Annotated in this window: 24 protein-coding genes, 1 pseudogene and 1 riboswitch; of the genes and pseudogenes, 13 read left to right on the forward strand and 12 right to left on the reverse strand. The window is 71.9% G+C overall.

Going from position 1 to position 24,291, the window contains the following annotated elements; translation table 11 throughout:
* Positions 1 to 227: 227 nt before the first annotated feature.
* Both ACZ5VD_RS24805 and ACZ5VD_RS24810 read right to left on the reverse strand, forming a co-directional pair.
* Positions 228 to 998 (reverse strand): methyltransferase, encoded by a 771-nt coding sequence (locus ACZ5VD_RS24805; protein WP_468683313.1) that lies wholly within the window; start codon positions 996 to 998, stop codon positions 228 to 230.
* Positions 999 to 1,192: 194 nt separating this feature from the next.
* Positions 1,193 to 1,849: an SAV_6107 family HEPN domain-containing protein gene (locus ACZ5VD_RS24810; protein WP_468549402.1), complete on the reverse strand. Its 657-nt coding sequence runs from the start codon at positions 1,847 to 1,849 to the stop codon at positions 1,193 to 1,195.
* Between the two features lie 198 nt (positions 1,850 to 2,047).
* Here ACZ5VD_RS24810 and ACZ5VD_RS24815 point away from each other — a divergent pair, with 198 nt between their 5' ends.
* The 5 genes from ACZ5VD_RS24815 (at position 2,048) to ACZ5VD_RS24835 (ending at position 8,285) form a co-directional block, all read left to right on the forward strand.
* Positions 2,048 to 2,830, forward strand: coding sequence for an ATP-binding cassette domain-containing protein (locus ACZ5VD_RS24815; protein WP_468683314.1), 783 nt, complete (start codon positions 2,048 to 2,050; stop codon positions 2,828 to 2,830).
* Entirely contained in the window at positions 2,802 to 4,886 is a 2,085-nt protein-coding gene (locus ACZ5VD_RS24820; RefSeq protein ID WP_468683315.1) for a YhgE/Pip family protein, read from the forward strand. Before ACZ5VD_RS24815 ends, ACZ5VD_RS24820 begins: the two co-directional genes overlap by 29 nt.
* A gap of 82 nt (positions 4,887 to 4,968) precedes the next feature.
* On the forward strand, positions 4,969 to 5,598 hold the full coding sequence (locus tag ACZ5VD_RS24825; RefSeq protein WP_468549399.1) for a TetR/AcrR family transcriptional regulator: 630 nt from the start codon (positions 4,969 to 4,971) through the stop codon (positions 5,596 to 5,598).
* Positions 5,599 to 6,053: 455 nt separating this feature from the next.
* Positions 6,054 to 6,668 carry a DUF4126 domain-containing protein gene (locus ACZ5VD_RS24830; protein ID WP_468549398.1) on the forward strand — a complete coding sequence of 205 codons (615 nt, stop codon included), beginning with the start codon at positions 6,054 to 6,056 and terminating at the stop codon, positions 6,666 to 6,668.
* A gap of 105 nt (positions 6,669 to 6,773) precedes the next feature.
* Positions 6,774 to 8,285 (forward strand): phytoene desaturase family protein, encoded by a 1,512-nt coding sequence (locus ACZ5VD_RS24835; protein ID WP_468683316.1) that lies wholly within the window; start codon positions 6,774 to 6,776, stop codon positions 8,283 to 8,285.
* Positions 8,286 to 8,349: 64 nt separating this feature from the next.
* Here ACZ5VD_RS24835 and ACZ5VD_RS24840 read toward each other — a convergent pair whose 3' ends face one another.
* The 6 genes from ACZ5VD_RS24840 to ACZ5VD_RS24865 form a co-directional block, all read right to left on the reverse strand.
* On the reverse strand, positions 8,350 to 9,354 hold the full coding sequence (locus ACZ5VD_RS24840) for an SCO2102 family sporulation regulator (RefSeq protein WP_468549396.1): 1,005 nt from the start codon (positions 9,352 to 9,354) through the stop codon (positions 8,350 to 8,352).
* Between the two features lie 56 nt (positions 9,355 to 9,410).
* Positions 9,411 to 10,334, reverse strand: coding sequence for a methylenetetrahydrofolate reductase [NAD(P)H] (gene metF, locus ACZ5VD_RS24845; protein ID WP_468683317.1), 924 nt, complete (start codon positions 10,332 to 10,334; stop codon positions 9,411 to 9,413).
* A gap of 120 nt (positions 10,335 to 10,454) precedes the next feature.
* The gene (gene thiE, locus ACZ5VD_RS24850; RefSeq protein ID WP_468683319.1) at positions 10,455 to 11,132 is read right to left on the reverse strand and encodes a thiamine phosphate synthase; all 678 of its coding nucleotides are present in this window, start codon (positions 11,130 to 11,132) and stop codon (positions 10,455 to 10,457) included.
* A 174-nt stretch (positions 11,133 to 11,306) separates the two neighbouring features.
* Positions 11,307 to 11,678: an Rv2175c family DNA-binding protein gene (locus ACZ5VD_RS24855; protein ID WP_468549393.1), complete on the reverse strand. Its 372-nt coding sequence runs from the start codon at positions 11,676 to 11,678 to the stop codon at positions 11,307 to 11,309.
* A gap of 93 nt (positions 11,679 to 11,771) precedes the next feature.
* Positions 11,772 to 13,025 carry an NAD(P)/FAD-dependent oxidoreductase gene (locus ACZ5VD_RS24860; protein WP_468549392.1) on the reverse strand — a complete coding sequence of 418 codons (1,254 nt, stop codon included), beginning with the start codon at positions 13,023 to 13,025 and terminating at the stop codon, positions 11,772 to 11,774.
* Between the two features lie 32 nt (positions 13,026 to 13,057).
* Complete coding sequence (locus tag ACZ5VD_RS24865) at positions 13,058 to 13,408, reverse strand: avidin-fold protein (protein WP_468549391.1); 351 nt, start codon at positions 13,406 to 13,408, stop codon at positions 13,058 to 13,060.
* 92 nt (positions 13,409 to 13,500) lie between these two features.
* A riboswitch (TPP riboswitch) is annotated at positions 13,501 to 13,612 on the forward strand.
* On the opposite strand from ACZ5VD_RS24865, the gene thiO reads away from it, so the two are divergent.
* The 5 genes from thiO to ACZ5VD_RS24890 all read left to right on the forward strand — a co-directional run bounded on the left by thiO (position 13,610) and on the right by ACZ5VD_RS24890 (position 18,772).
* Positions 13,610 to 14,773 (forward strand): glycine oxidase ThiO, encoded by a 1,164-nt coding sequence (gene thiO, locus ACZ5VD_RS24870; protein ID WP_468549390.1) that lies wholly within the window; start codon positions 13,610 to 13,612, stop codon positions 14,771 to 14,773. (Overlaps the previous riboswitch by 3 nt.)
* Entirely contained in the window at positions 14,770 to 14,970 is a 201-nt protein-coding gene (gene thiS, locus ACZ5VD_RS24875; protein WP_468549389.1) for a sulfur carrier protein ThiS, read from the forward strand. Before thiO ends, thiS begins: the two co-directional genes overlap by 4 nt.
* A gap of 3 nt (positions 14,971 to 14,973) precedes the next feature.
* The gene (locus ACZ5VD_RS24880) at positions 14,974 to 15,768 is read left to right on the forward strand and encodes a thiazole synthase (RefSeq protein WP_468549388.1); all 795 of its coding nucleotides are present in this window, start codon (positions 14,974 to 14,976) and stop codon (positions 15,766 to 15,768) included.
* A gap of 150 nt (positions 15,769 to 15,918) precedes the next feature.
* Positions 15,919 to 17,850, forward strand: coding sequence for a Stk1 family PASTA domain-containing Ser/Thr kinase (gene pknB / locus ACZ5VD_RS24885; RefSeq protein WP_468683320.1), 1,932 nt, complete (start codon positions 15,919 to 15,921; stop codon positions 17,848 to 17,850).
* A gap of 43 nt (positions 17,851 to 17,893) precedes the next feature.
* A complete protein-coding gene (locus ACZ5VD_RS24890; protein ID WP_468549386.1) occupies positions 17,894 to 18,772 on the forward strand; it encodes a deoxyribonuclease IV in 879 nt (292 codons plus the stop codon).
* A 16-nt stretch (positions 18,773 to 18,788) separates the two neighbouring features.
* Here ACZ5VD_RS24890 and ACZ5VD_RS24895 read toward each other — a convergent pair whose 3' ends face one another.
* Positions 18,789 to 19,421, reverse strand: coding sequence for a sulfite oxidase-like oxidoreductase (locus ACZ5VD_RS24895; RefSeq protein WP_468549385.1), 633 nt, complete (start codon positions 19,419 to 19,421; stop codon positions 18,789 to 18,791).
* A 175-nt stretch (positions 19,422 to 19,596) separates the two neighbouring features.
* Here ACZ5VD_RS24895 and bfr point away from each other — a divergent pair, with 175 nt between their 5' ends.
* On the forward strand, positions 19,597 to 20,076 hold the full coding sequence (gene bfr / locus ACZ5VD_RS24900; protein WP_468549384.1) for a bacterioferritin: 480 nt from the start codon (positions 19,597 to 19,599) through the stop codon (positions 20,074 to 20,076).
* Between the two features lie 42 nt (positions 20,077 to 20,118).
* Here the strand turns inward: bfr and ACZ5VD_RS24905 are convergent, their stop codons facing one another.
* Together ACZ5VD_RS24905 and ACZ5VD_RS24910 are read right to left on the reverse strand one after the other, a co-directional pair.
* Entirely contained in the window at positions 20,119 to 20,352 is a 234-nt protein-coding gene (locus ACZ5VD_RS24905) for a (2Fe-2S)-binding protein (RefSeq protein ID WP_468549383.1), read from the reverse strand.
* Between the two features lie 151 nt (positions 20,353 to 20,503).
* Positions 20,504 to 21,856, reverse strand: a complete 1,353-nt coding sequence (locus ACZ5VD_RS24910) for a class II 3-deoxy-7-phosphoheptulonate synthase (protein ID WP_468549382.1) — start codon at positions 21,854 to 21,856, stop codon at positions 20,504 to 20,506.
* Positions 21,857 to 21,951: 95 nt separating this feature from the next.
* Between ACZ5VD_RS24910 and ACZ5VD_RS24915 the strand changes: the two genes are divergently transcribed.
* Positions 21,952 to 22,008, forward strand: a complete 57-nt coding sequence (locus ACZ5VD_RS24915) for a trp operon leader peptide (protein ID WP_071528813.1) — start codon at positions 21,952 to 21,954, stop codon at positions 22,006 to 22,008.
* Between the two features lie 110 nt (positions 22,009 to 22,118).
* The gene (locus ACZ5VD_RS24920) at positions 22,119 to 24,008 is read left to right on the forward strand and encodes an anthranilate synthase family protein (RefSeq protein WP_468549381.1); all 1,890 of its coding nucleotides are present in this window, start codon (positions 22,119 to 22,121) and stop codon (positions 24,006 to 24,008) included.
* 52 nt (positions 24,009 to 24,060) lie between these two features.
* Here ACZ5VD_RS24920 and ACZ5VD_RS24925 read toward each other — a convergent pair.
* A pseudogene (locus tag ACZ5VD_RS24925) lies at positions 24,061 to 24,267 on the reverse strand (2-hydroxyacid dehydrogenase); the annotation flags it as partial.
* Positions 24,268 to 24,291 lie beyond the last annotated feature (24 nt).

Here is a 24,291-nt window from a genome sequence, read left to right on the forward strand (position 1 = left end):
GGATAGGCAGGGAATCGCCCCCGTGAAACCCGCCCCTCTACGCCAATTGGCCAACCGGAATCCGCCATGAGCGTCCCGGCCCACTGAAGATTCCATTCCCCAGGAGCCGACCCGTCATGCCGGGTGGTCTCCCTCGATCATACGGCGCACAGCGCGCGAGCGGGGGGCCTGTGGCGTACTCCATGTGCACCCAAGTCCCTGATCAGCAGCACGGCGGGAGAGGCGGCTCAGCCCTCGGTGGTCACCGCGGTCTCACCGAGCACATGAAGCTGCGTGGCCACGGAGTGGAAGGCGGGGAGCTCGGCCACCGCCGCCTCCAGCTTCAGCAGCGCCTCCACGGCACCGGGTTCGGTGTCGACCAGTACCCCGGGGACGAGGTCGGCGAAGACCCGCACACCGTGCACGGCGCCGACCGTGAGGCCCGCGCCCTCGACCAGTGCGGTGAGCTGGTCGGCGGTGAAGCGGTGCGGCACGGGGTCGCCGTCGCCCCAGCGGCCGTTCGGGTCGTCGAGGGCCTGCTTGGCCTCCGTGAAGTGGCCGGCCAGGGCCCGGGCGAGCACGGCGCCGCCGAGACCGGAGGCGAGCAGGCTGAGCACGCCCTCGGAGCGGAGCGCGGCCACCGCGTTGCGGACGCCGTCGGCCGGGTCGTCCACGTACTCCAGGACGCCGTGGCAGAGCACCACGTCGTAGCCACCGCGCTCGACCACGTCGAAGAGGCCGTGGGCGTCGCCCTGGACGCCCTGCACGCGGTCGGCGACACCGGCTTCGGCGGCACGGCGCTCCAGCGCGAACAGCGCGTTCGGGCTGGGGTCGACGACGGTGACCCGGTGGCCGAGGCGGGCGAGGGGCACGGCGAAGTTGCCGCTGCCGCCGCCCGTGTCGAGGATGTCCAGCACCTGGCGTCCCGTGGCCTTGACCCGGCGGTCGAGGGCGTCCTGGAGGACCTCCCAGACCACGGCGGTACGGAGAGAGGCGCGGGGGCGCATCGGGTCCGACACGGCAGTTGACTCCTCGGCGCGGCACCGCCTCGGGCAGGGGCGGCGCGAACGGGGTGCTTCCCCGCCCCGGGATGCGGGTGGGGGAAGGCTTCAGGCGCTCCCCACCCTATTGCGTTCCGCGCTCCGGCCGGTCACCGCGGTGTGGCGCCACCGCGGTCGCCCGCACCGCGGGTACGTCGGCTGTCGGCCCGTGGTCAGCCCGCGTCCGGGAAGCCCCGGTCGCGGGGGTCGGTGTAGTCGCGGTGGTCGGTGAGGTCTCGGTGGTGGGTGAGGTCTCGGGGTTCGGTGACGTCGTCGTGGTCGGTGCCGGCCCGGCCCTCCGGCCCGTCGGCCCGGTCCGGGTCCTGGCGTGGCTGGGGCAGCACCGGCTGGAGTACGAGCATGCGCTCGACGAGGCGCAGGAACATCGCCACGTCACGGATCAGGTCGTCGGCGTCCCGGCGGGTGGCCGCACCCTGGATGCCAGCCTCCGCCCGGGCGCGACGCCGGGCCCCGGAGGCGAAGAGCACGCTCCACTCGGCGAGTTCGGGCGCTATCTCGGGGAGCACTTCCCAGGCGCTCCGGATGCGGGCCCGGCGTCGGGTCGTGGGCTCCGGGCGCCCCCGCGCGGCGAGCACGGCGGCGGCGGTGCGCAGGGCGGCCAGGTGGGCCGTCGCATAGCGCTCGTTGGACGTCTCCAGGGTCGCGGCCTCGTCGAGACCGGCGCGGGCCTGGGCGAGCAGATCGAGGGCGGCGGGTGGGGCGGTCGTACGGCGGAGCACGGGGTGCACATCGCTCGCCGGGCCGTTCAGTGAGGGGGCAGGGCCGGTGGCGCGGCGCCGACGGGCGGCGGCTGCGTGGTTGGTGGCCATGACGAACCTCCTGTCGTCGTGTGACGGCGCGCCCGATACGGGGTGCCGTATGTGCCCATCGTGCGGTATGCCACTGACAATCCGTTCTGACCTGGGCTTTTGCTTCAAACGAAGGTTCGGGTTAGTTTTTGCACTGACCAGTCAGTTTAAAAGCGCGACCGGTTCGGGAACCGGTCGGTTCGAAGACATGGGGGGACTGTGGGCGGCATCCGCGTCACAGCCGAGGACTTCGGCCTCAGGGGCCCTCGCGGTTGGGCCTTCCGGGGGGTCGGCATCGACGCGGAGCCCGGATCGCTGATCGCGGTCGAGGGCTCGTCGGGGTCGGGCCGTACGAGTCTGCTGCTCGCGCTCACCGGGCGGATGAAGGCCACCGAGGGCACGGCGACCGTGGGGGCGGCGCGGCTGCCGAAGCAGTCGGGGGCCGTCCGCCGGGTCAGCGGGCTCGCGCACGTCAGCGGTGTCACCGACCTGGAACCGGCCCTGACCGTCGGCGAGCACCTGCACGAACGGGCCCTGCTGCAGCGGCGCTACGGCGGATCCCTGCGAGGACTGCTGCGCCCGCGCGCGGAGCGGGTCGGCGCGACGAAGGCACTCCTCGACGCCGCGCTCGCCTCGGCGGGCCTCGACCTCACGACCCTGCCCAAGGGCTCCCGGACCGCCGTACGCGATCTGGAGCGGGTCGAGGCGCTGCGGCTGTCGGTGGCGCTGGCGCTCGTCGGGCGGCCGGGGCTGCTCGGGGTCGACGACGTCGACCTGAAGCTGTCCGAGGCCGAACGCACCGAGGTGTGGGCTCTGTTGACGTCGATCGCCGAGTCCGGGACCACCGTCCTGGCGGCGTGCGCCCAGGCCCCCGCGGGCGCCGTCACGATCTCCACCCGCACACCCGGCCCGGTGCACGACACAGACGCCGCAGATGCCACTGATGACACCGACGACACGGAGGAGGAGGCCGATGCGCTCGCCGCGACTGGCCGCGCTTGAGCTGCGCCGCTTCGGGAGGGGGAGGCTGCCGCGCGCCGCCCTGGTCGCGCTGCTGGTGCTGCCCCTGTTGTACGGCGCCCTGTACCTGTGGTCGTTCTGGGACCCGTACGGCCGCCTGGACCGCATCCCCGTGGCACTCGTCAACGACGACAAGGGGGCGAGCGCCGACGGGAAGCGCCTCGCCGCCGGGGACGACATCACCGAGGGGCTGCGCGAGAGCGAGGTCTTCGACTGGCACCGGGTGAGCGCCGACGAGGCACGCGCGGGCGTGGAGGACGGCACGTACTACCTGTCGCTGACCATGCCGGCCGACTTCAGCCGGCGCATCGCCTCCAGCTCGGGGGACTCCCCCGAGACGGGCGCGCTCCAGGTCCGCACGAACGACGCGAACAACTACATCGTCGGCCAGATCTCGCGGACGGTGTTCAGCGAGGTGCGCACGGCCGCCTCCACCAAGGCGTCCCGGTCGTTCCTCGACCGGATCTTCGTCTCGTTCTCGGACATCCACGGCGAGACGGTGAAGGCCGCCGAGGGGGCCGACGACCTCGAAGGGGGCATCGGCAAGGCGGAGAAGGGGTCCCAGGACCTCGCCGACGGTCTGAAGGACGCCAAGAAGGGCAGCGGCAAGCTGTCCACGGGGCTGACGCGGCTCGGCAGCGGCGCGGACGACCTGGAGGACGGTTCGCGGCAGGTCGCGACGGGCACGCAGGCCCTCGCCGACCGGGTCAACGGGGTCGCGGACAAGGTGGGGCCCTTCCTCGACGACAACGAGAAGACCATCGGCGACACGGCCCGGCTGGTCGCCGACTCGGCGGCGGCGATCCGCCACAACCTCGACACGCTGGTGAAGACCGCCCCGGCCGCCGCCAAGGGGGCCCACGCTGCCTCCGACAGTCTGGACGCCGTCCACAAGGCGCGCTGCGAGGACCCCGTACTGCCCGACGCGGCCTGCGCCGACCTGGAGAAGGCCGCCCAGGCCGCCTCGGACGTGGCCAAGGTCGCCGACGACCTCGACACCCTGGTCGCCGACCACGACGGCGACCTGAAGAAGCTCGACGGCCACCTCGGCACGCTCCAGAAGCAGGCCCGGGCGCTCGCCGACCGGTCTCCGCACCTCGCCGAGGACCTCGACGACGCCGTAGCGAAGATCAACAAGCTGAACGAGGGCGCCGCGAAGGTCGCCGCGGGCGCCAAGGCGCTGCACACGGGGATCGGTACGGCCGAGACCGGCGCCACCGATCTCGACGAGGGGGTCGGTGACCTCAAGGCGGGCGCCGAGGACCTGAACGGCGGGATGTACCGGCTCGTCGGCGGCTCGGGGCAGCTCTCCGACGGGCTGCACGACGGCGCCGGGCAGATCCCCGACTACGACAAGAAGGACCGCGACCAGCGGACCGGGGTCATGGCGGATCCGGTCCAGCTCGTCTCCAGGGACCTGCACAAGGCGCCCAACTACGGCACCGGATTCGCCCCGTACTTCATCCCGCTGTCCCTGTGGGTGGGCGCGATGGTGGCCTACATGCTGATCGCGCCGATGAACCGGCGTGCCCTCGCCGCGGGCGCCTCGGCCTGGCGGATCGCGCTGGCGGGCTGGCTGCCGGTGGTGGCGATCGGGGTGCTCCAGACCCTGGCCCTGATGTCGGTGCTGCACTGGGCGGTGGGCCTGGAGATGGTCCGGGCGGCCGGAACGGTCGGTTTCCTGTTCCTGGTGACGGCGTGCTTCGCGGCGATCGTGCAGTGGCTGAACGCACGCTTCGGGCCGGCCGGCCGGATCCTCGTCCTCGCCCTGCTGATGCTCCAGCTGACCTCCGCGGGCGGCACCTATCCCGTGCAGACCAGTCCCGCTTTCTTCAACGCGCTGCACCCCTTCCTGCCGATGAGTTACGTCGTGGAGGCCCTCAGGAGGCTCATCACCGGCGGCGGCCTCGGCCCGGTCTGGCAGGCGTGCGCCGTACTGGCGGCGTTCACCGCGGGCGCCCTGGCGCTGACCGCGCTCTCCGCCCGCCGCCGACAGGTCTGGACGTTGGACCGGCTGCACCCGGAGCTGACGCTGTGAGCCCCGTGACGATTCCCCGGGCGACGGTGACGGTGCCGCCTCGGGGCGCCCTGGAGGGACCGCTCCTGTGACAATCAGGACCATGGAAAGCAGCAGCGCCACGCCGGGTGTCAGTACGCGCCGCGAGGCCACCCGGCAGAAGCTCTACGAGGCGGCCGTCACGCTCATCGCCGAGCAGGGTTTCTCCGCCACCACGGTGGACGAGATCGCCGAGCGTGCGGGGGTCGCGAAGGGCACGGTCTACTACAACTTCGCGAGCAAGTCGGTCCTCTTCGAGGAGTTGCTGCGGCACGGGGTGCAACTCCTGTCCGCTTCCCTCAGGGACGCCGCCGAGCTGACGGCCCGCCAGGGCGGCAGCAAGGTCGACGCCCTGGACGCGATGATCCGCGCGGGGCTCGTCTTCATCCAGACCTACCCGTCCTTCACCCAGCTGTACGTGGCGGAGCTGTGGCGTACCAACCGGGCCTGGCAGTCCACGCTCATGGTGGTCCGGCAGGAGGCCGTCGCGGTGGTCGAGGGGGTTCTGCGCGAGGGCGTGGAGAGCGGCGAGTTCAGCGACGAGATCGACATCCAGCTGACCGCGGCCGCGCTGGTCGGCATGGTGCTGGTGGCCGCCCTGGACTGGCAGGCCTTCCAGGCGGAACGCTCCCTGGACGATGTGCACGCGGCGCTGTCCCGGCTTCTTCAGGGGCGGGTCAGCGGACGCGGCTGACGACGGCACAGGGCCGACGACGGCCGACCGCGGCTGAGCATCCGGTCACGGCCGCCGCGGCCGGCGGACACAGGAAGGCGCCGGTCCGACGTGGCCGCGTCCCCCGCGGACCACCTCGAACCGGCGCCTTCTTCCTGCTCCCCCGTTTCCCCCGTACTCCCCCGTTTCCCCCGTACTCCCCCCGTTGGGCCCCCGTACGGTCGTTCCCCCGGGTTCCCCCGTGTCTCGCTCCCGCCGACATCGGCCGGCGGAAGGAGCGGATCGGGGGCGGCTCCGTTCCGGCGCCCCGTGTCGCCGGTGCCGGAGCCTTGCCCCTTCTCCGTGCCTCCACTCTCTCGTTCCCGCAGGTCGGACCCCATCCGTGCGCGTACTTATCTCATGGACTAGGTACGGATACTCAGCCCTGCGCACTCACCCCCAGGACGCCCTGTCGCCAACTGGTTACGATCGCCTCCGTGTCCGTACTCCCCTTGGTGTTCACCAGCGGCTGGGCCAGCGGTGTCAACGCGTACGCGGTGGTGCTGCTGCTCGGCGTGTTCGGCGCGACCGGGCTGAGCGACGACGTCCCCGAGACGCTGCAGCGTCCGGAGGTCCTCGTCGTGGCCGGCGTCCTGTTCCTGTGCGAGGCGGTCGCCGACAAGATCCCGTACGTCGACTCGGTCTGGGACGCGGCTCACACCGTGATCCGGCCGGTCTCCGGTGCCTGGGTCGGGGCGCTGCTGGCCGGGCAGAGCGGCTCGCTCTCCGATGTGGCGGCGGGACTGATCGGCGGTTCGACGGCCCTGGCCAGCCACACGGTCAAGGCCGGGACGCGGATGGCGGTCAACGCCTCGCCGGAGCCCTTCAGCAACGTGGTCCTGAGCCTGGCCGAGGATCTCGGGGTCGGCGGGATCGTCACCTTCGCGATGTTCCACCCGGAGGCGGCGGCGGTCATCGCGGCCGTGCTCCTGGTCGCGGGGCTGATCGTGCTCTACTTCCTGGTCTCCCGCATCCGGAGGTTCCTGCGCCGCAGGGCCCAACGGCGGGAGGAGAGACGGCTGGCCACGCGCACGGGCCGACCACCGGACTGACGGCGGACCACCCCCGACCGACAGCGACCGGCACCGGCCGCCGTCGACCGCCGGTGATCGACGGCCGTGGCCGCGCTGTCAGTGGCGGCCGATAAAGTCGCAGGCATGGCACGGATTGCGGTGATCGGCGCCGGGATGGGCGCGATGGCGTCCGCTGCCCGGCTGGCCGTCGCGGGCCACCGGGTGGCGGTGTACGAGCGTACGGAGACGTACGGCGGAGCGGTGCGCCGCTTCGAGCGGGACGGCTTCTCCTTCGACACGGGCCCCGGGCTGCTGACCCTCCCCGCGGTCTACCGCGACCTCTTCGTCAAGACCGGCAAGGAGCCGCTGGAGTCCCGCGTCGAGCTGGTCCAGGTCGACCCGTCCTCGCACCACCTCTTCGCGGACGGCACCCGGGTGTCGTTGCCGAACGCCTCGCGCGCGGGCGCCGTCGCCGCTCTGGACGAGGCGCTCGGGTCGGGGGCCGGACAGCGCTGGGGCGACTTCCTGGTGCGGGCGCGGGAGGCCTGGGACCGCACCCGCAGGCCGCTCCTGGAGGAGCCCCTGTGGGCGAACTGGTCGGTGCTGGCCGAGCGCGAGCCGTATCCGGCGGTCCCCCACAAGCGGCTGCTGCGCACCCGCCGGGCCGGCACCCTCGCCGAGATCGGCGCCTGGGAGCTGCGCGACCCCCGGCTCGCCGCCCTCCTGGACAACTACGCGCTGGCCTACGGCCTGGACCCGGGCGACGCCCCGGCGAGCGCGGCCGTGCTGCCGTACATGGAGCACGCCTTCGGGACCTGGTATGTCCGCGGTGGGGTGCGGGAGTTGGCGCGCGCGGTGTACGAGCGGTGCGTGGCCAGGAAGGTCGGGTTCGTCTTCGGCGCCGAGGTCACCGGGGTGCTGGAGAAGGACGGCCGGGCAGCGGGCCTGGAGCTCGCCGACGGACAACTGGTGGAGGCCGACACGGTCGTCGGCGGCGGGCCCTGGCGGCTGGGCGACCTGGTGCGGGGCCGGGCGCTGTACGACGCGGAGGCGGTGGAGCCCCGCCCCGAGGGCCTGGCCCCCGGCCGGGTCGTCGTCTGCCTGGCCCTGCGCGGCGCCCGGCCGGCGGACACCGCGCACCGCACCGTCGTGCACGGTCAGGACCCGCGAAGCGAGCTGGAGCTCTTCTCGCTCGGTGTGCCGCCGGAGCACCCCACGGTCCGCATCGACCGGCCGGACGACCCGGCGCTGCGCCCCGACGACGGACACGAGTCCGTGGTGCTCACCTCGACGGTCCCGTCACAGACGCACCACGACTGGACCGTTGCCGGTGCCGCGGACGCCTTCGCCGACCGGATGGTCGCCGCCGCCGAGCGGGCGATCCCGGGGCTGCGCGAGCGGATGCTGTGGCGCGAGGTGCGGACGCCGGTGCACACGCGTGAGGAGACGGGCGCCGAGGACGGCGGAGTGCCCGCACCGTCTCTGGCCTCGGCCGTGGGAACCCTGCTGCATCCGTCCAACCACACGGCGATACCGGGTCTGTTCAGCGCCGGCGGCTGGTCGCACCCGGGCGGCGGTCTTCCGCACGCGGGGATGTCGGGTGCGCTGGTGGCCGGACTGGTCGTGGAGGGGCCGGAGTTCCGGGGCTCTCAGTGAACGTCCGGATGACGGGACCGGGGGCGGGCACGGGGACCCTTCGGGTCCCTGGTCCGGCGGCGGTTCAGAACCGGTACTGCTCGTCGTAGCCGTTGCCCTGTTGCGCCTGGCCGTTGCCGTTGTCGTTGCCCTGGTAGGGGTACTGCTGCTCCGGCGGGAGTTCGCCCCCGTAGGGGTCGTCGGTGCTGCGCTGCTGCGGCACCCACACCCCGCCGGCCGGCGTCTCCCCGGCGTATGTGGCGTTGCCGTACTGGTCCTGCCCGTAGCCCTGGTCGTACTGCTGCTGGCCGCCGTAGGAGGCGTCGTAGGAGCCGCCGCCGTACGTCTGCGTGCCGATGTACGGGTCGGAGTAGGCCGCGTACTGCTGCTGTCCGGCCATGTCGTAGCCGTACTGCTGCTGGTCGTAGCCGGAGTAGCCGTCGTACCCGTAGGTCTGGTCGGTGGCCTGGGCGGCTGCCGCGTACTGGTCCTGACCCTGGCTCTGGTCGTGGCCCTGGCTCTGGTCCTGCTCCGCGGTGCCATAGGAGCCGGCACCCGCGTATCCGGGTCCGCCGTATACGCCGTACGAACCGGTGTCGTCGGGCAGCGGCTGCGGCTCGTACACGGAGGTGGTCTCGGCGGCCGTGGGGTCGAGGGGGCGCGCGGGGGTGAACACGTCGTCGCGGTCGTAGTCGTCGTTGCCGTAGGAGCCGGTGTCCCGGCTGTACCGGGCGTCGTCGCCGAAGCCGGCCTCGGCCGCTTCGAGGTCGGAGACCTCCAGGGTCGGGTCCTGCTGCTCGGCCTTGCCGCGGCGGCGCTTGGTGCCCTCGGTGCCCGGGCGGCTGACCGCCCAGCCGGACGCGAAGCCGCGACGGAAGGAGAGCGTGACGTAGGTCTGGCCGACCGCGAAGGCGGCGGCACCCAGAGCGATGACGATCACGTTGGGAATCAGGACGCCGAGTACGACGAAAGCGAAGCCGCCGAAGGCGAGCAACCGCCAGCGCAGGCGCGCCTTGTACTGCAGCAGCACCTCGCCGAGCAGCCACAGCGCGACGACGCCGAACGCGATGTAGAGGACCGTCCAGCCCATGTACGCCCCTCTCCCAATAACCGCTACGCAGTGTGTCGTATACCGGTGCGGCCGGTCTAGGCCTCCGGCGGGTGGTGCAGGCCCAGGTTCTCGTAGATCTCCAGTGTGGCCGTGGAGTTGTTGAGCGTGATGAAGTGCAGTCCGGGCACTCCCTCGGCCAGCAGCCGGGCGCAGAACTCCGTGGCGTATTCGATGCCAATGGAGCGTACAGCCGCCGGATCGTCTTTTGCTGTGAGGATTCGCTCTTTCAAGACGGGCGGGAAGGCCGCGTTGGTGAGGGACGGCACCCGGTCCAGGCTCTTCACACTCGCGATCGGCATGACCTCGGGAATGACCGGGGTGTCGCAGCCGGCGGCGGCGACCTTGTCGCGCAGCCGCAGATAGTCCTCCGGGTGGAAGAACATCTGGGTGATCGCGTAGTCCGCGCCCGCACGGCACTTGTCGACGAAGTGGTGGACGTCGGAGTCCCAGTCGGCGGAGCGCGGATGCATGGCGGGGAAAGCCGCGACGCCGACGCAGAAGTCACCGGACGCCTTGATGAGTTCGACCAGTTCGGCGGCGTAGGTGAGGCCCCGGGGGTGCGGCACCCAGTCGCCCATGGGGTCGCCGGGCGGGTCGCCGCGCAGCGCCAGCATGTTGCGGATCCCGGCGTCGGCGTACTGCCCGATGATGTTGCGCAGGTCGGCCACCGAGTGGTCGACCGCGGTGAGGTGGGCGATCGGGGTGAGCGTGGTGTCGGAGGCGATCGCCTCGGTCGCCTTGACGGTGCCGGCGCGGGTGGAACCGCCCGCGCCGTAGGTCACGGAGACGAAGTCCGGCGCGACGGCCTCGACCCGGCGCAGCGCGTTCCACAGGTTCCGCTCGCCCTTCGCGGTCTTCGGGGCGTAGAACTCGAACGAGTACGTCGTCTTGCCGGTCGCGAGCATGTCGCGCACGGTGCGGGCGTGGTCCGACCTGGTGGATGCGGTGCCGAGGGCCATACCCGCAGGTTAGTCAGGGGACGGCGGTCCCCCAACCGGATCCCGGAAATTTGCCCGTTTTGTCGACTTGTTGTCCACCCCTCGGACATCTGTGGCCGTGCCGAACCGCTGTGACGGACCTCATACCTGCCGCAGCCGCTTGGCGAACTCGGCCGCCGCGGCGCCCGGGTCGTCCGCCTCCGTGACGGCGCGCACCACCACGACCCGGCGGGCGCCGGCCTCCAGCACCTCGTCGAGGTTGCCGAGGTCGATGCCGCCGATGGCGAACCAGGGGCGGGTGGTGCCGAGGGAGGCGGTGAACCGGACGAGGTCGAGTCCGGGGGCGTGGCGGCCGGGCTTGGTGGGGGTGGGCCAGCACGGGCCGGTGCAGAAGTAGTCCACGCCCTCCTGGGTGGCGGCCTCGGCGGCCTCGGACTCGGAGTGCGTGGAGCGGCCTATGAGGATGTCCTCGCCGAGGATCGCGCGGGCGGCGGGGACCGGGAGGTCGCCCTGGCCCAGGTGCAGGACGGCGGGCCCCCAGGGGTGGGCGGCCCGGATCGCGTGCGCCACGTCGGCGCGGTCGTTCACCGCGAGCACCTTGCCGTACATGTGGCACGTGTCGGCGAACAGTTCCAGCAGGCCCAGTTCCTCGTCCGCCTCCAGGGTCTTGTCGCGCAGCTGGATGATGTCGACGCCGTTGTCCAGGACCGCGTGCAGGAACTCCCTGAGGTCGCCCTGCCGCTTGCGGGCGTCCGTGCAGAGGTAGAGCCGGGCGTCGGGGAGCTGGTCGCGGGCGTCGGAGTCGGGCGTCGTGGTCATGGGTGTGTCCCCCGATGTCGATGGCGTGCGGGCCGTGGGCCGGTGCGGTCGGCGGCGGCAGGCCGCAGTGAACCACAGGGGTGGCTCCGCGCCTCCCGGTGGGCCACGGCCCGCACGCCGGACGATGTTCGGATCAGCCTGCCCGGATCCGCCTGCTCGGGTCGGACCGCGAGGTCAGACGGCGAGCGCCTGGGCCCGGCGCTTCACCTCCGTGCCGCGGTTCTCGGCGAGGGCCTGCGCGGGGGTGCCGGGCAGGCTCGGGTCGGGGGTGAAGAGCCACTCCAGCATCTCTTCGTCGGAGAAGCCGTCGTCCCTGAGGAGCGTCAGGGTGCCGGTGAGGCCCTTGACGACCTTCTGCTCGACCCCGTCGATGAAGGCGGCGGGGACGTGCAGCGCGCGGTTCTCACCACGGCGTACGGCGATGATCTGGCCGTCCTTGACCAGCTGCCGTACACGCGTCACCTCGACGTCGAGCAGCTCTGCGATGTCGGGGAGGGTGAGCCAGGCGGGGACGAGAGCCTCGGTCTTTGCGTCAATCTCGGTCACGGGACAAGCGTGCCATCCCGCACCGACAGTCGGAAGCCGGGCCCGCCCGACCTGCGGTTTCCCCTGACGCCGTGACCGTCCTCGGGAGTCCCGCTATGCCGTGGCGGCCTTCAGGGGCCGCGCCGGGTCGGCCAGCAACGCGGCGTCCATGCGTGCCCCCGCCTCGATCAGCCGCCGCCCCTGCGCCAGGTCCCGGGGGCGCCCCACCGCCAGCAGGGCGACCAGAGAGCCCTCCCGCAGCCAGCAGACCGTCCAGGCCGGGCCCGACGGGTCGCCGCGCCACAGGGTGGTGTCGGCGGACGCGTGGTGGCCGGCGTACTGGACGAAGCGTCCGAACTGCTCGGACCAGAAGTACGGGACCGGGTCGTAGAGGGCCGGGGGCTCGCCGGTGGCCTCGCCGAGGATGTTCGCGGCGACCGTGCGCGGGCCCTGGAGGGCGTTGTCCCAGTGGTGGACCAACAGGCGCTCGCCATACCTTCCCGAAGGGAAGGAGGCGCAGTCGCCGACCGCGTGGACGTCCGGTACAGAGGTGTGCAGGCGGGCGTCGGCGACCACCTCGCCGTGGGCGCCGAGCTCGATGCCGGAGCCGGCCAGCCAGGCCGTGGCGGGGCGGGCGCCGATGCCGACGACCACGGCGTCCGCGGGCAGCCGGGAGCCGTCGTCCAGCAGCACCGCGCCGGGCTCGACGCGCCGCACGCGCGCGTGGGTGCGCAGCGAGGCACCGGCGTCGCCGTACCAACCGGCCATCGGCGCGGCCACCTCGGGGGGCAGCGCCCCCGCGAGCGGCCGGTCGGCGGCCTCCACGACCGTCACCGCGCAGCCCGCCTCGCGGGCCGCCGTGGCGAACTCGGCGCCGATCCAGCCCGCGCCGACGACCACGATGTCGTGCTGCCGGGCGAGCACCGGGCGCAGTCGCTCGGCGTCGTCCAGAGTGCGCAGCAGATGCACGCCGGGCACGCCCTCGGCGCCCGGCAGCCGGATCGGTTCGGCGCCGGTGGCGAGGACCAGGACGTCGTAGGGCACCGGTCCCTCGGCGGTGTCCAGTTCGTGGTCGCCGGGGCGGACGCCCAGGACCTCGCGCCCGAGCCGCAGTTCGATGCCGAGTGCCTCGAAGTCCACGTCGAAGGCGGAGCCCTCGGCCTTGCCGAGCAGGACCGCCTTGGACAGCGGGGGCCGGTCGTACGGCTGGTGGGGCTCCGCGCCGATCAGTGTCACGGTGCCGTCGAAGCCCTGTTCCCGCAGGGCGACCGCGGTCTGTACCCCGGCCATGCCCGCGCCGACGACGACCACGCTCCGCGACTGCCGGGTGCCCTCGGAGGGGCCCGAATCCTGCGTCTGCTCGCTCACCTGATCACCATAGACAACTGACGAACAGTCAGTCAGGGGGTGTGCTCGGTGAGCTGCTCCACGACGCTGGTCCCGTTGCCCGGCTGCGACTCCCACTCCCAGGTCTCCTCCAGCCGCACCCGCCCGTCGGGCAGTTCGAGGACCGTCGACAGACAGTGGCCCGAGGACGTCGTCCCGTCCCGCTTGAGCTGTACGTACCGGAAGTCCAGGCGGTCGCCCTCGCGCGTCCCCACCAGGTGCCCGCGTACGACGTCCCCGCCCGCGTACTCGGCCCAGATCTCGCCGTCCCTCTCGTGGTACGCGAACCGGGTGCGGGTGCCCACCTGCCCCGGAGCCTGGTCGGCCACGGGGGCGAGGAAGAGGCCGTCGAGCGAGCGTGTCATGACGAAAGGCTCCCTTACAGAGGCGCCGGACCAACGACTAGGGTGGCCATGGTGCTGCATTCCCCGGGGGGCGACTCCTGGACCCCAGCACCGAAAACACTCGCGGGAGTCCGGACGCACCGGGCTGAGAGGGAGGCTGGCGGCCTCCGACCGTACGAACCTGATCCGGGTCATGCCGGCGAAGGGAGGGGCTGGACACCCATGTCGCCTACGCGTACGTCAGACGTCCTTGTCGTCGGGGGCGGAATCATCGGCCTGGTCACGGCCTGGCGGGCCGCGCAGCGCGGGTTCACCGTGGCCCTCGTGGACCCCGAGCCGGGCGGCGGGGCCGCCCAGGTGGCGGCCGGGATGCTGGCCGCCGTCACGGAACTGCACTACGGCGAGCAGACCCTGCTCGGCCTGAACCTGGAGTCGGCCCGCCGCTATCCGGACTTCGCGGCCGAACTCACCGACCTCACCGGGCGCGACCTCGGCTACCGCCGGTGCGGCACGCTCGCCGTCGCGCTGGACGCCGACGACCGCGCCCATCTGCGCGAACTGCACGCGCTGCAACAGCGGTCGGGCCTGGAGTCCGAGTGGCTGTCCGGGCGGGAGTGCCGGCGTCTGGAGCCGCTGCTCGCGCCCGGCGTGCGCGGCGGGCTGCGGGTCGACGGGGACCACCAGATCGACCCGAGGCGGCTCGCGGCGGCCCTGCTGGCCGCGTGCGAGCGGGCCGGGGTCGTCCTCCACCGCACCTGGGCGGAGCGGCTGTCGACGGTAGGGGAGCGGGCGGCCGGTGTCGTCACGCGCGAGGGCACGGTCCTGGGCGCCGGGCAGGTGGTGCTGGCCGCGGGCAGTCTCAGCGGACGTCTGAAGGGGGTCCCGGAGGGCGTGCTGCCGCCCGTACGGCCCGTGAAGGGGCAGGTGCTGCGGCTGACCGTGCCCGAGCCGTACGCGCCGTTCCTGAGCCGGACGGTGCGGGCCGTGGTGCGCGGCAGCCAGGTCTACCTGGTGCCCCGGGAGAACGGTGAGCTGGTCGTCGGCGCGACCAGTGAGGAACTGGGCTGGGACACGACGGTGACCGCGGGCGGCGTGTACGAGCTGCTGCGCGACGCGCACGAGTTGGTGCCCGGGATCACCGAGCTGCCGCTGACGGAGACGCGGGCCGGGCTGCGGCCGGGCTCCCCCGACAACGCGCCGCTGCTCGGCCCGACCGGCCTCGACGGGCTGCTGCTGGCCACCGGGCACTACCGCAACGGCGTGCTGCTCACACCGGTCACCGGCGACGCCCTGGCACACGCCCTGGTCACCGGTGAACTCCCGGACGAGGCCCGTCCCTTCACACCCGAGCGCTTCGGCGCCGTCCGCACGGAGCAGCCCGCATGAACATCTCGGTCAACGGCGAGCGGCACGAGATCGCCGCCGGCACCGCCCTCGACGCCCTCGTCCGCTCGCTCACCGCGGCGCCCTCCGGAGTGGCCGCCGCGCTCAACGAAACCGTCGTCCCGCGCGCGCGGTGGTCCGCCACGTCCCTGTCCGAGGGAGACCGTGTCGAGGTCCTCACCGCCGTCCAAGGAGGCTGACCCATGGCCGACGATCCCTTCGTCATCGGCGCTGCGTCCTTCACGTCCCGTCTCATCATGGGCACCGGCGGGGCGCCCAGCCCAGAGGTGCTGGAGCGGGCCCTGGTCGCCTCCGGCACCGAGCTGACGACGGTCGCGATGCGCCGGGTCAGCCCGGACGCGCACGGTTCGGTGCTGTCGGTGCTGGAGAAGCTCGGCATCCGCGTGCTCCCGAACACGGCGGGCTGTTTCACGGCCGGCGAGGCGGTCCTCACCGCCCGTCTCGCGCGCGAGGCGCTCGGCACCGACCTGGTCAAACTGGAGGTCATCGCCGACGAGCGGACCCTGCTGCCGGATCCGATCGAGCTGCTGGACGCGGCGGAGACGCTGGTGGACGACGGGTTCACGGTGCTGCCGTACACGAACGACGATCCGGTCCTCGCGCGGAAGCTGGAGGACGTCGGGTGCGCCGCGATCATGCCGCTCGGGTCGCCGATCGGATCGGGGCTCGGTATTCGCAATCCGCACAACTTCCAGCTGATCGTCGAGCACGCGCGCGTGCCGGTGATCCTGGACGCGGGGGCCGGTACGGCGTCGGACGCGGCGCTGGCGATGGAGCTGGGGTGCGCGGGTGTGATGCTCGCCTCGGCGGTGACCCGGGCGCAGGAGCCGCAGCTGATGGCCGAGGCCATGCGGCACGCGGTGGAGGCGGGCCGGCTGGCCCGCCGGGCGGGGCGGATCCCTCGGCGCCACTTCGCGGAGGCGTCCTCGCCCTCGGCCGGGCTGGCCCGCCTGGATCCCGAACGGCCCGCGTTCTGAGCGACCGGTGACCTGAACCGCCCGCCTCCTGAACGCACGTTCGACTAGAGCGGGCGGTCGGTGCGACCTCCGTCACAGGTGAGCTTCAGTCCCGCCCCGATCCCGGACGAACCGGCGGACGTGTCAGTCGTGGCTCGTACACTCGCCTGCGTGGATACGACCCTTCAGGACCCGCTGGTCGGGTACGTGCTCGACGGACGCTACCGCGTGGACGCGCGGATCGCGGTCGGCGGCATGGCCACGGTCTACCGGGCCGTGGACATCCGCCTCGACCGCGTGCTCGCGCTCAAGGTGATGCACCCCTCGCTCGCGGCCGACGGGACCTTCGTCGAGCGGTTCATCCGGGAGGCGAAGTCGGTCGCCCGGCTCGCGCACCCGAACGTGGTGCAGGTCTTCGACCAGGGCACCGACGGGTCGTACGTCTATCTCGCCATGGAGTACGTCGCCGGGTGCACCCTGCGCGACGTGCTGCGCGAGCGCGGGGCCCTGCAGCCGCGCGCCGCCCTGGACATCCTGGAGCCCGTGCTCGCCGCGCTCGGCTCCGCGCACCGCGCGGGGTTCGTGCACCGGGACATGAAGCCGGAGAACGTGCTGATAGGGGACGACGGCCGGGTCAAGGTCGCCGACTTCGGGCTGGTCCGGTCCGTGGACACCGTCACCAGCACCACCGGGGCCGTCCTCGGCACGGTCTCGTATCTCGCGCCCGAGCAGATCGAACAGCCGGGTGCCGCCGACCCCCGCGTCGACGTGTACGCGTGCGGTGTCGTCCTCTACGAGATGCTCACCGGCGAGCGGCCGCACGACGGGGACTCCCCCGCCGTGATCCTCTACAAGCACCTGCACGAGGACGTCCCGCCGCCCTCGGCCATCGTGCCGGGGCTGGCGTTCGGGATCGACGAGCTGGTCGCCTCGGCGACCGCCCGGTCCGCCGCGATCCGCCCGTACGACGCGGTCGCGCTGCTCGCCCAGGCGCGCGAGGCGCGCGCCGCGCTCAGCGAGGACCAGTTGGACGCGATGCCGCCCCAGGCGCTCTCCTCGGGGCACGACATGGCCGACGACCTGACGAGCGTCATCCCGCGCAGCCTGACCGTGCCGCGCCCGCTGCCGGTGAACGAGGACGAGCCGGAGGCCGGCGTCCACCGCACGAGCCGGCTGCGGAGCCCGGCCCCCCTGCCGCCGCGCCGCCGCGTGAGATCACAGCGCCGGCTCGTCACGATCGTGGCGGCCGTGCTGCTGGTGCTCGGCCTCGGCGCGGGCGTCTGGTACATCAACTCCGGCCAGTTCACCCAGGTCCCGCCCCTGCTGGCGAAGACCGAGGCGCAGGCCAGGGACCGGCTGGAGGAGGCCGGTCTGGAGGTCGGCAAGGTCGAGCACGCCTACAGCGACACCGTGAAGCGCGGCACCGTCATCGGCACCGACCCGAAGCCGGGCTCCAAGATCCGGGACAACGACCCGGTGACCCTCACCCTCTCCGACGGCCCGCAGACCGTGCGGGTGCCCGACGTGGAGGGCTACCGGCTGGACAAGGCGAAGGCCCGGCTGAAGGACAGCGGACTGGAACCGGGCATGATCACCCGGGAGTTCAGCGACGAGGTGACCAAGGGCTCCGTGATCGCCACGGAGCCGGGCACGGGCACCAAGCGGCGCGCGGGCTCGGCGGTCGCGCTCACCGTCAGCAAGGGCAGCCCGATCGACGTCCCGGACGTCACCGGTGAGTCCCTCCAGGACGCGCGGGCGGACCTGGAGGAGGCGGGCCTGAAGGTGAAGGTCTCCGCCGAGGAGGTCACCTCCTCCGAGTACGACAAGGGTCAGGTCGCGCGTCAGACGCCGCAGGACGGCAGCACCGCGGCCGAGGGCGACACCGTGACGCTGACGCTGTCCAAGGGCCCCGAGATGATCGAGGTACCTGACGTGGTCGGGGACAGCGTCGACGAGGCCAAGGAGCAGCTGGAGGGCGCCGGTTTCGCGGTCGACGAGGACCGCGGACTGCTCGGGCTCTTCGGCGACACCGTCAAGAGCCAGTCCGTGGAGGGCGGGCAGAGCGCCCCCAAGGGATCGACGGTCACCATCACGATCCGCTGACCGGGCGGACGGGAGGGGCCGGGCCGCATGACACCCTGGACGGGTGAAGAGTCAACGACCCGGCCCCTCCCGCAACCCCGTGGGCGGCCACGTCCCCGTGGCCGGCGGCCTCCACTCCGTGGGTCTGTCCTACGCCCATGACCTGAACGCCGAGGCCGTGCAGGTCTTCGTCGCCAACCCGCGCGGCTGGGCCACGCCCGTCGGGAACCCGCGGCAGGACGAGGAGTTCCGCACGGTGTGCGCGGCCGAGTCGATCCCTGCGTACGTCCATGCCCCCTATCTGATCAACTTCGGTTCGCACACCGAGGCGACCGTGGAGAAGTCCGTCGAGTCGCTGCGGCACTCGCTCAGGCGCGGCCGGGAGATCGGGGCCCTGGGCGTGGTCGTGCACACCGGCAGCGCGACCGGTGGCCGGGACCGGTCCGTGGCGCTGCGCCAGGTACGGGAACACCTGCTGCCGCTGCTCGACGAACTCACCCACGACGAGGACCCGTTCCTGCTCCTGGAGTCGACCGCCGGACAGGGCTCCTCGCTGTGTTCGCGGACCTGGGACTTCGGGCCGTACTTCGAGGCGCTGGACGCCCATCCGAAGCTGGGTGTGTGCCTGGACACCTGCCACATCTTCGCGGCCGGGCACGACCTGACCGGGCCGGCCGGTATGCACCAGACGCTGGACCTGCTGGTGGACACGGTCGGCGAGGGCCGGCTGAGGCTGATCCACGCCAACGACTCCAAGGACGTGGTCGGCGCCCACAAGGACCGGCACGAGAACATCGGCGCCGGTCACATTGGCGAGGACCCGTTCCGCGCGCTGATGACCCATCCCGCGACCGAGGGCGTACCGCTGATCATCGAGACGCCCGGCGGCAAGGAGGGGCACGCGGCGGACGTGGAGCGGCTGAAGAAGCTGCGGGACGGCTGAGGACGCCGTACGCCGGTCAGAGCTCGGGACCGTCCCCGGGCTCCTCCTGGTAGGAGTAGCGCTGTTCCCGCCAGGGGTCGCCGACGTTGTGGTAGCCGCGTTCCTCCCAGAAGCCGCGGCGGTCGGCGGTCATGTACTCCACACCGCGGACCCACTTGGGGCCCTTCCACGCGTACAGGTGGGGGACGACCAGGCGGAGCGGGAAGCCGTGTTCCGCCGTGAGGAGTTCGCCGCCCTTGTGGGTGGCGAAGATCGTGCGCTCGGACGCGAAGTCGGACAGGCGCAGGTTGGAGCTGAACCCGTACTCCGCCCACACCATCACATGGGTGACGGCCGGGGCGGGCGGGGCGATCTCCAGGAGGGTCCGGGCGGGAATGCCGCCCCACTCGGCGCCCGGCATGCTGAACTTCGTCACGCAGTGCAGATCGCCCACGACGGACGAGTACGGCAGGGCCGTGAACTCCTCGTGATTCCAGCAGTGCTTCTCGCCGTCCGCGGTGGCGCCGAAGACCCGGAACTCCCAGCGTTCGGGCCGGAACTTGGGGACCGGGCCGTAGTGGGTGACCGGCCAGCCCCGTTGCAGTCGCTGCCCCGGCGGAAGCTCGGAGGGCGCCGCTTCTCCCGACTCACGTTCCACCGGCTGACCCATACGTCCATCCTGACAGACCCGGGGCAGTGCACATGACCAACCTCCACCCAAACCGGGCAAATAGAACTAAGCATGCCCTTACTTACTAAGTGAAGACTTACTGGACGATCTTCGTGACCGATGCAAGGATGCGGCGCAACCCGCCAGTTCCCCCCGGTCGGAAGGAGCCTCTGCGATGCAGGGCGACCCCGAGGTCATCGAATTCCTCAACGAGCAGCTCACCGGTGAGCTGACCGCGATCAACCAGTACTTCCTGCACGCGAAGATGCAGGAGAACTTCGGCTGGACGAAGCTCGCGAAGTACACCCGGCACGAGTCGTTCGACGAGATGAAGCACGCCGAGGTGCTCACCGACCGGATCCTGTTCCTGGACGGCCTGCCGAACTACCAGCGCCTCTTCCACGTCCGCGTGGGGCAGACGGTCAAGGAGATGTTCGAGGCCGACCGGCAGGTGGAGGTCGAGGCGATCGACCGCCTCAAGCGCGGCATCGAGGTCATGCGCACCAAGGGCGACATCACGTCCGCGAACATCTTCGAGTCGATCCTTGAGGACGAGGAGCACCACATCGACTACCTCGACACCCAGCTGGAACTGCTGGAGAAGCTCGGCGAGGCGCTCTATCTCGCCCAGCTGATCGAGCAGCCGGAGAGCTAGGACCGGGGAGCCGGGCGAGCCGCTACGGGCTCCAGGCCCGCTCTAGGCCGCGTCTTCCAGTTCGGCGAACACCGGCCGGCTCTCGTCGGCCGACTCACGGTGCGGGTACGCGCCCCGGCCCAGCAGCGCCTGGATCCGACGGACGCACGAACCGCAGTCCGTGCCCGCCTTGCAGGCGGAGGCTATCTGGCGGGGCGTACAGGCGCCGTCCGCCGCGTGCTTCTTCACCTGCGCCTCGGTCACTCCGAAGCAGTTGCAGACGTACACGCGGTCCACCTCCCGCCGGGATCGCTCGCTTGATGCCGTCCCGTTTAATCGGTGAGGCTAACCTAACCTTACCCGGCTCGCCGGAGTCGTAAAAGTGCTGTGGGGCGCGGATCGTATGTGATCCGCGCCCCAGTGCATGCTCCTGTAACAGGTGACCCCGCTACTGGTCCCTGTACATCTCGGAGACCAGGAACGCCAGGTCAAGGGACTGGCTGCGGTTCAGCCGCGGGTCGCAGGCCGTCTCGTAGCGCTGGTGCAGGTCGTCGACGAAGATCTCGTCGCCGCCGCCCACGCACTCGGTGACGTCGTCACCGGTGAGTTCGACGTGGATGCCGCCCGGGTGGGTGCCCAGGCCCTTGTGGACCTCGAAGAAGCCCTTGACCTCGTCGAGCACGTCGTCGAAGCGCCGGGTCTTGTGACCGGAGGCCGCCTCGTAGGTGTTGCCGTGCATCGGGTCGGTGATCCAGGCGACGGTCGCGCCCGAGGCGGTGACCTTCTCGACCAGCTCGGGCAGCTTGTCCCGGACCTTGTCGGCGCCCATGCGGACGATGAAGGTCAGCCGGCCCGGCTCACGGTCCGGGTCGAGACGCTCGATGTACTGCAGCGCCTCCTCGGCCGTGGTCGTCGGGCCGAGCTTGATGCCGATCGGGTTGCGGATCTTCGAGGCGAACTCGATGTGCGCGTGGTCCAGCTGCCGGGTGCGCTCACCGATCCACACCATGTGCGCCGAGACGTCGTACAGCTGCCCGGTGCGCGAGTCGACGCGGGTGAGCGCGGACTCGTAGTCGAGCAGCAGCGCCTCGTGGGAGGCGTAGAACTCGACGGTCTTGAACTCCTCCGGGTCGGCCCCGCAGGCGTGCATGAAGTTCAGCGCCTGGTCGATCTCGCGGGCGAGCTGCTCGTAGCGCTGGCCCGACGGGGACGACTTCACGAAGTCCTGGTTCCAGGCGTGCACCTGGCGCAGGTCGGCGTAGCCGCCGGTGGTGAAGGCGCGCACCAGGTTGAGCGTCGAGGCGGAGGCGTTGTACATCCGCTTCAGGCGCTCGGGGTCCGGGATCCGGGACTTCTCGTCGAAGTCGAAGCCGTTGACCGAGTCGCCCCGGTAGGTCGGCAGCGTCACGCCGTTGCGGGTCTCGGTGCCCTTGGAGCGCGGCTTGGAGTACTGGCCGGCGATACGGCCGACCTTCACGACCGGCACCGAGGCGGCGTACGTCAGCACGGCGCCCATCTGGAGCAGTGTCTTGAGCTTGTTGCGGATGTGGTCGGCGGACACCGCGTCGAAGGCCTCGGCGCAGTCGCCGCCCTGGAGGAGGAACGCCTCTCCCTTGGCGACGGCCGCCAACCGGGCGCGCAGCTGGTCACACTCGCCCGCGAAGACGAGCGGCGGATACGACTCGAGGTCCGCGATCACTGCGCGCAGAGCCTCGGTGTCGGGGTACTCGGGCTGCTGCGCCGCGGGCAGGTCTCGCCAGGTGTTGCCAGCGCTGGCGCTGGTCTTAGCGTTCACGGTCACGCCTCAACATTACGGGGTCGTGTCGAGTCGTTTTCGCACGGCTCGACAGGTGAGACGCCCACGTGCTCAGGTGCGCGTGGGGTAGGGTGCGTCGCATGTTCGCGCACTCGACCCAGAACTGGTGGTGGACCGCTCATCCGGCGGCCCACTGAACTGCGCGTACGCAAGACTTCGCGAAGGCCGCCCGAGGGGCGGCCTTCGGTGTTTCCGGGGTCGTTCCTCACCGACATCGACATCGATCGACATCGTTGGAAGAGGAACCATGGACCTGACACAGCTCGTGGACGACCCCCGCCCCTTCGCCCTGCTGCGCCGCCGCACCCCCGGCCACGACGAGCACACGGTCGAGCTGCTGATCGGCCCCGTCACCACCTGCGACCGGCTCGCCGACCTCCCCGACCAGGGCCTCGCGCTCATCCCCTTCCGGCAGATCCGCGAACGCGGCTTCGACGTCCGCGACGACGGCACCCCGCTCGCGGTGCTCACGCCGGAGGAGAGCCACTCACTGGCCCTGGAGGAGGCCCTCGCGCAGCTCCCCGCGCATGACGTGCGGGTCGAGAACGGCGGCTTCGACGTCGGCGACGAGGCGTACGCGGAGATCGTCGGGCGGGTGCTGCGGGAGGAGATCGGGGCGGGCGAGGGCGCGAACTTCGTGATCCGGCGGACGTACGGGGGCGGGATCCCGGGGTTCTCGCGCGCGGACGCGCTGGCCCTGTTCCGACGGCTCCTCGAAGGCGAGCGGGGCGCCTACTGGACGTTCGTCGTGCACACCGGGGAGCGGACCCTGGTCGGGGCGAGTCCCGAGGTGCATGTGCGGATGTCCGGCGGGACCGTCGTCATGAACCCGATCAGCGGAACGTACCGCTATCCCGCCGAGGGGCCGACCCCCGAGCATCTGCTCGGCTTCCTCGCCGACGGCAAGGAGATCGAGGAGCTGTCGATGGTCGTCGACGAGGAGCTCAAGATGATGTGCACGGTCGGCGACATGGGCGGCGTCGTGATCGGGCCCCGGCTCAAGGAGATGGCCCATCTCGCGCACACCGAGTACGAGCTGCGCGGGCGCTCCTCGCTGGATGTGCGGGAGGTGCTGAAGGAGACGATGTTCGCGGCGACCGTCACCGGTTCGCCGGTGCAGAACGCCTGCCGGGTCATCGAACGGCACGAGGTCGGTGGGCGCGGGTACTACGCGGGGGCACTGGCCCTGATCGGGAAGGACTCGGGCGGGGCCCAGACCCTCGACTCCCCCATCCTCATCCGTACCGCCGACATCGACGCGGACGGGAACCTGCGGGTGCCCGTCGGCGCCACGCTGGTGCGGGGCTCGGACCCGGCGGGCGAGGTCGCGGAGACCCACGCGAAGGCAGCGGGGGTGCTGGCGGCGCTCGGCGTACGGCCGGGGCGGCCGCGGGAGGAGCACACGCGCCCCCGGCTGGCCGACGACGCCCGGGTACGGGCCGCGCTGGACGGGCGCCGGTCCTCGCTGGCGCCGTTCTGGCTGCGGATGCAGGAAGCCCCCGGCAAGGGGGCGGAGCTGTCCGGCCACGCACTGGTCGTCGACGGGGAGGACACCTTCACGGCGATGCTCGCGCACGTGCTGCGGTCGTCGGGGCTGACCGTCACCGTGCGGCGCTACGACGAGCCCGGTCTGACGGAGACGGTCCGCGCGCACGAGGGGCCGCTCGTCCTCGGCCCCGGTCCGGGCGACCCCGCCGACAGCGCGGATGCCAAGATGCGGTTCCTGCGCGCGCTGACCGCCGAGGCGCTCCGGGAGAACCGGCACGGCGTCCTCGGCGTCTGCCTCGGGCACGAGCTGATCGCGGCCGAGCTGGGGCTGGAGATCGTACGCAAGGACGTGCCCCACCAGGGGGCGCAGACGGAGATCGAGCTGTTCGGGCGGCCGGAGACGGTCGGTTTCTACAACAGCTTCGTGGCGCGCTGCGACGAGGAGAGCGCCGCCGAACTGGCCGCGCACGGCGTGGAGGTGAGCCGCTCCGGATCCGGCGAGGTGCACGCGCTGCGCGGGCCCGGCTTCGCCGGCGTGCAGTTCCACCCGGAGTCGGTGCTCACCCTGAACGGGGCGGCGGTCGTGCGGGAGCTGATGGGTCAGCTGCGCGGCACCGGCACGTTCTCGGAGCGACGGCCGGCCCGGTAGTCGAGGACGCTGCGCGCCGTGGCGTCGACGAGCTGGCCGACGGCATCCTCGGCCGGGTGCCGCCGGCCGCGAGGGCCTCCGGGACACGTGGGCCGAGGTCGGGCGTTGACGCTGATGGAGATCGCCTGGCAGCCGGCCACGAGGGGGCGGTGTCCCCGTTCACGGAGACGTCCGGGCAGCGGACCTCGTGGTGGCCCTCGAAAGCCCTCTCGATCAGGGGCCTCTCGTCCGCCTGCACACCGACGGCGAGGATCTCCACCGCTCCTCCCGTTCCACTGCGTCT

The sequence above is a fragment of the Streptomyces sp. NPDC032822 genome, from assembly GCF_055578825.1.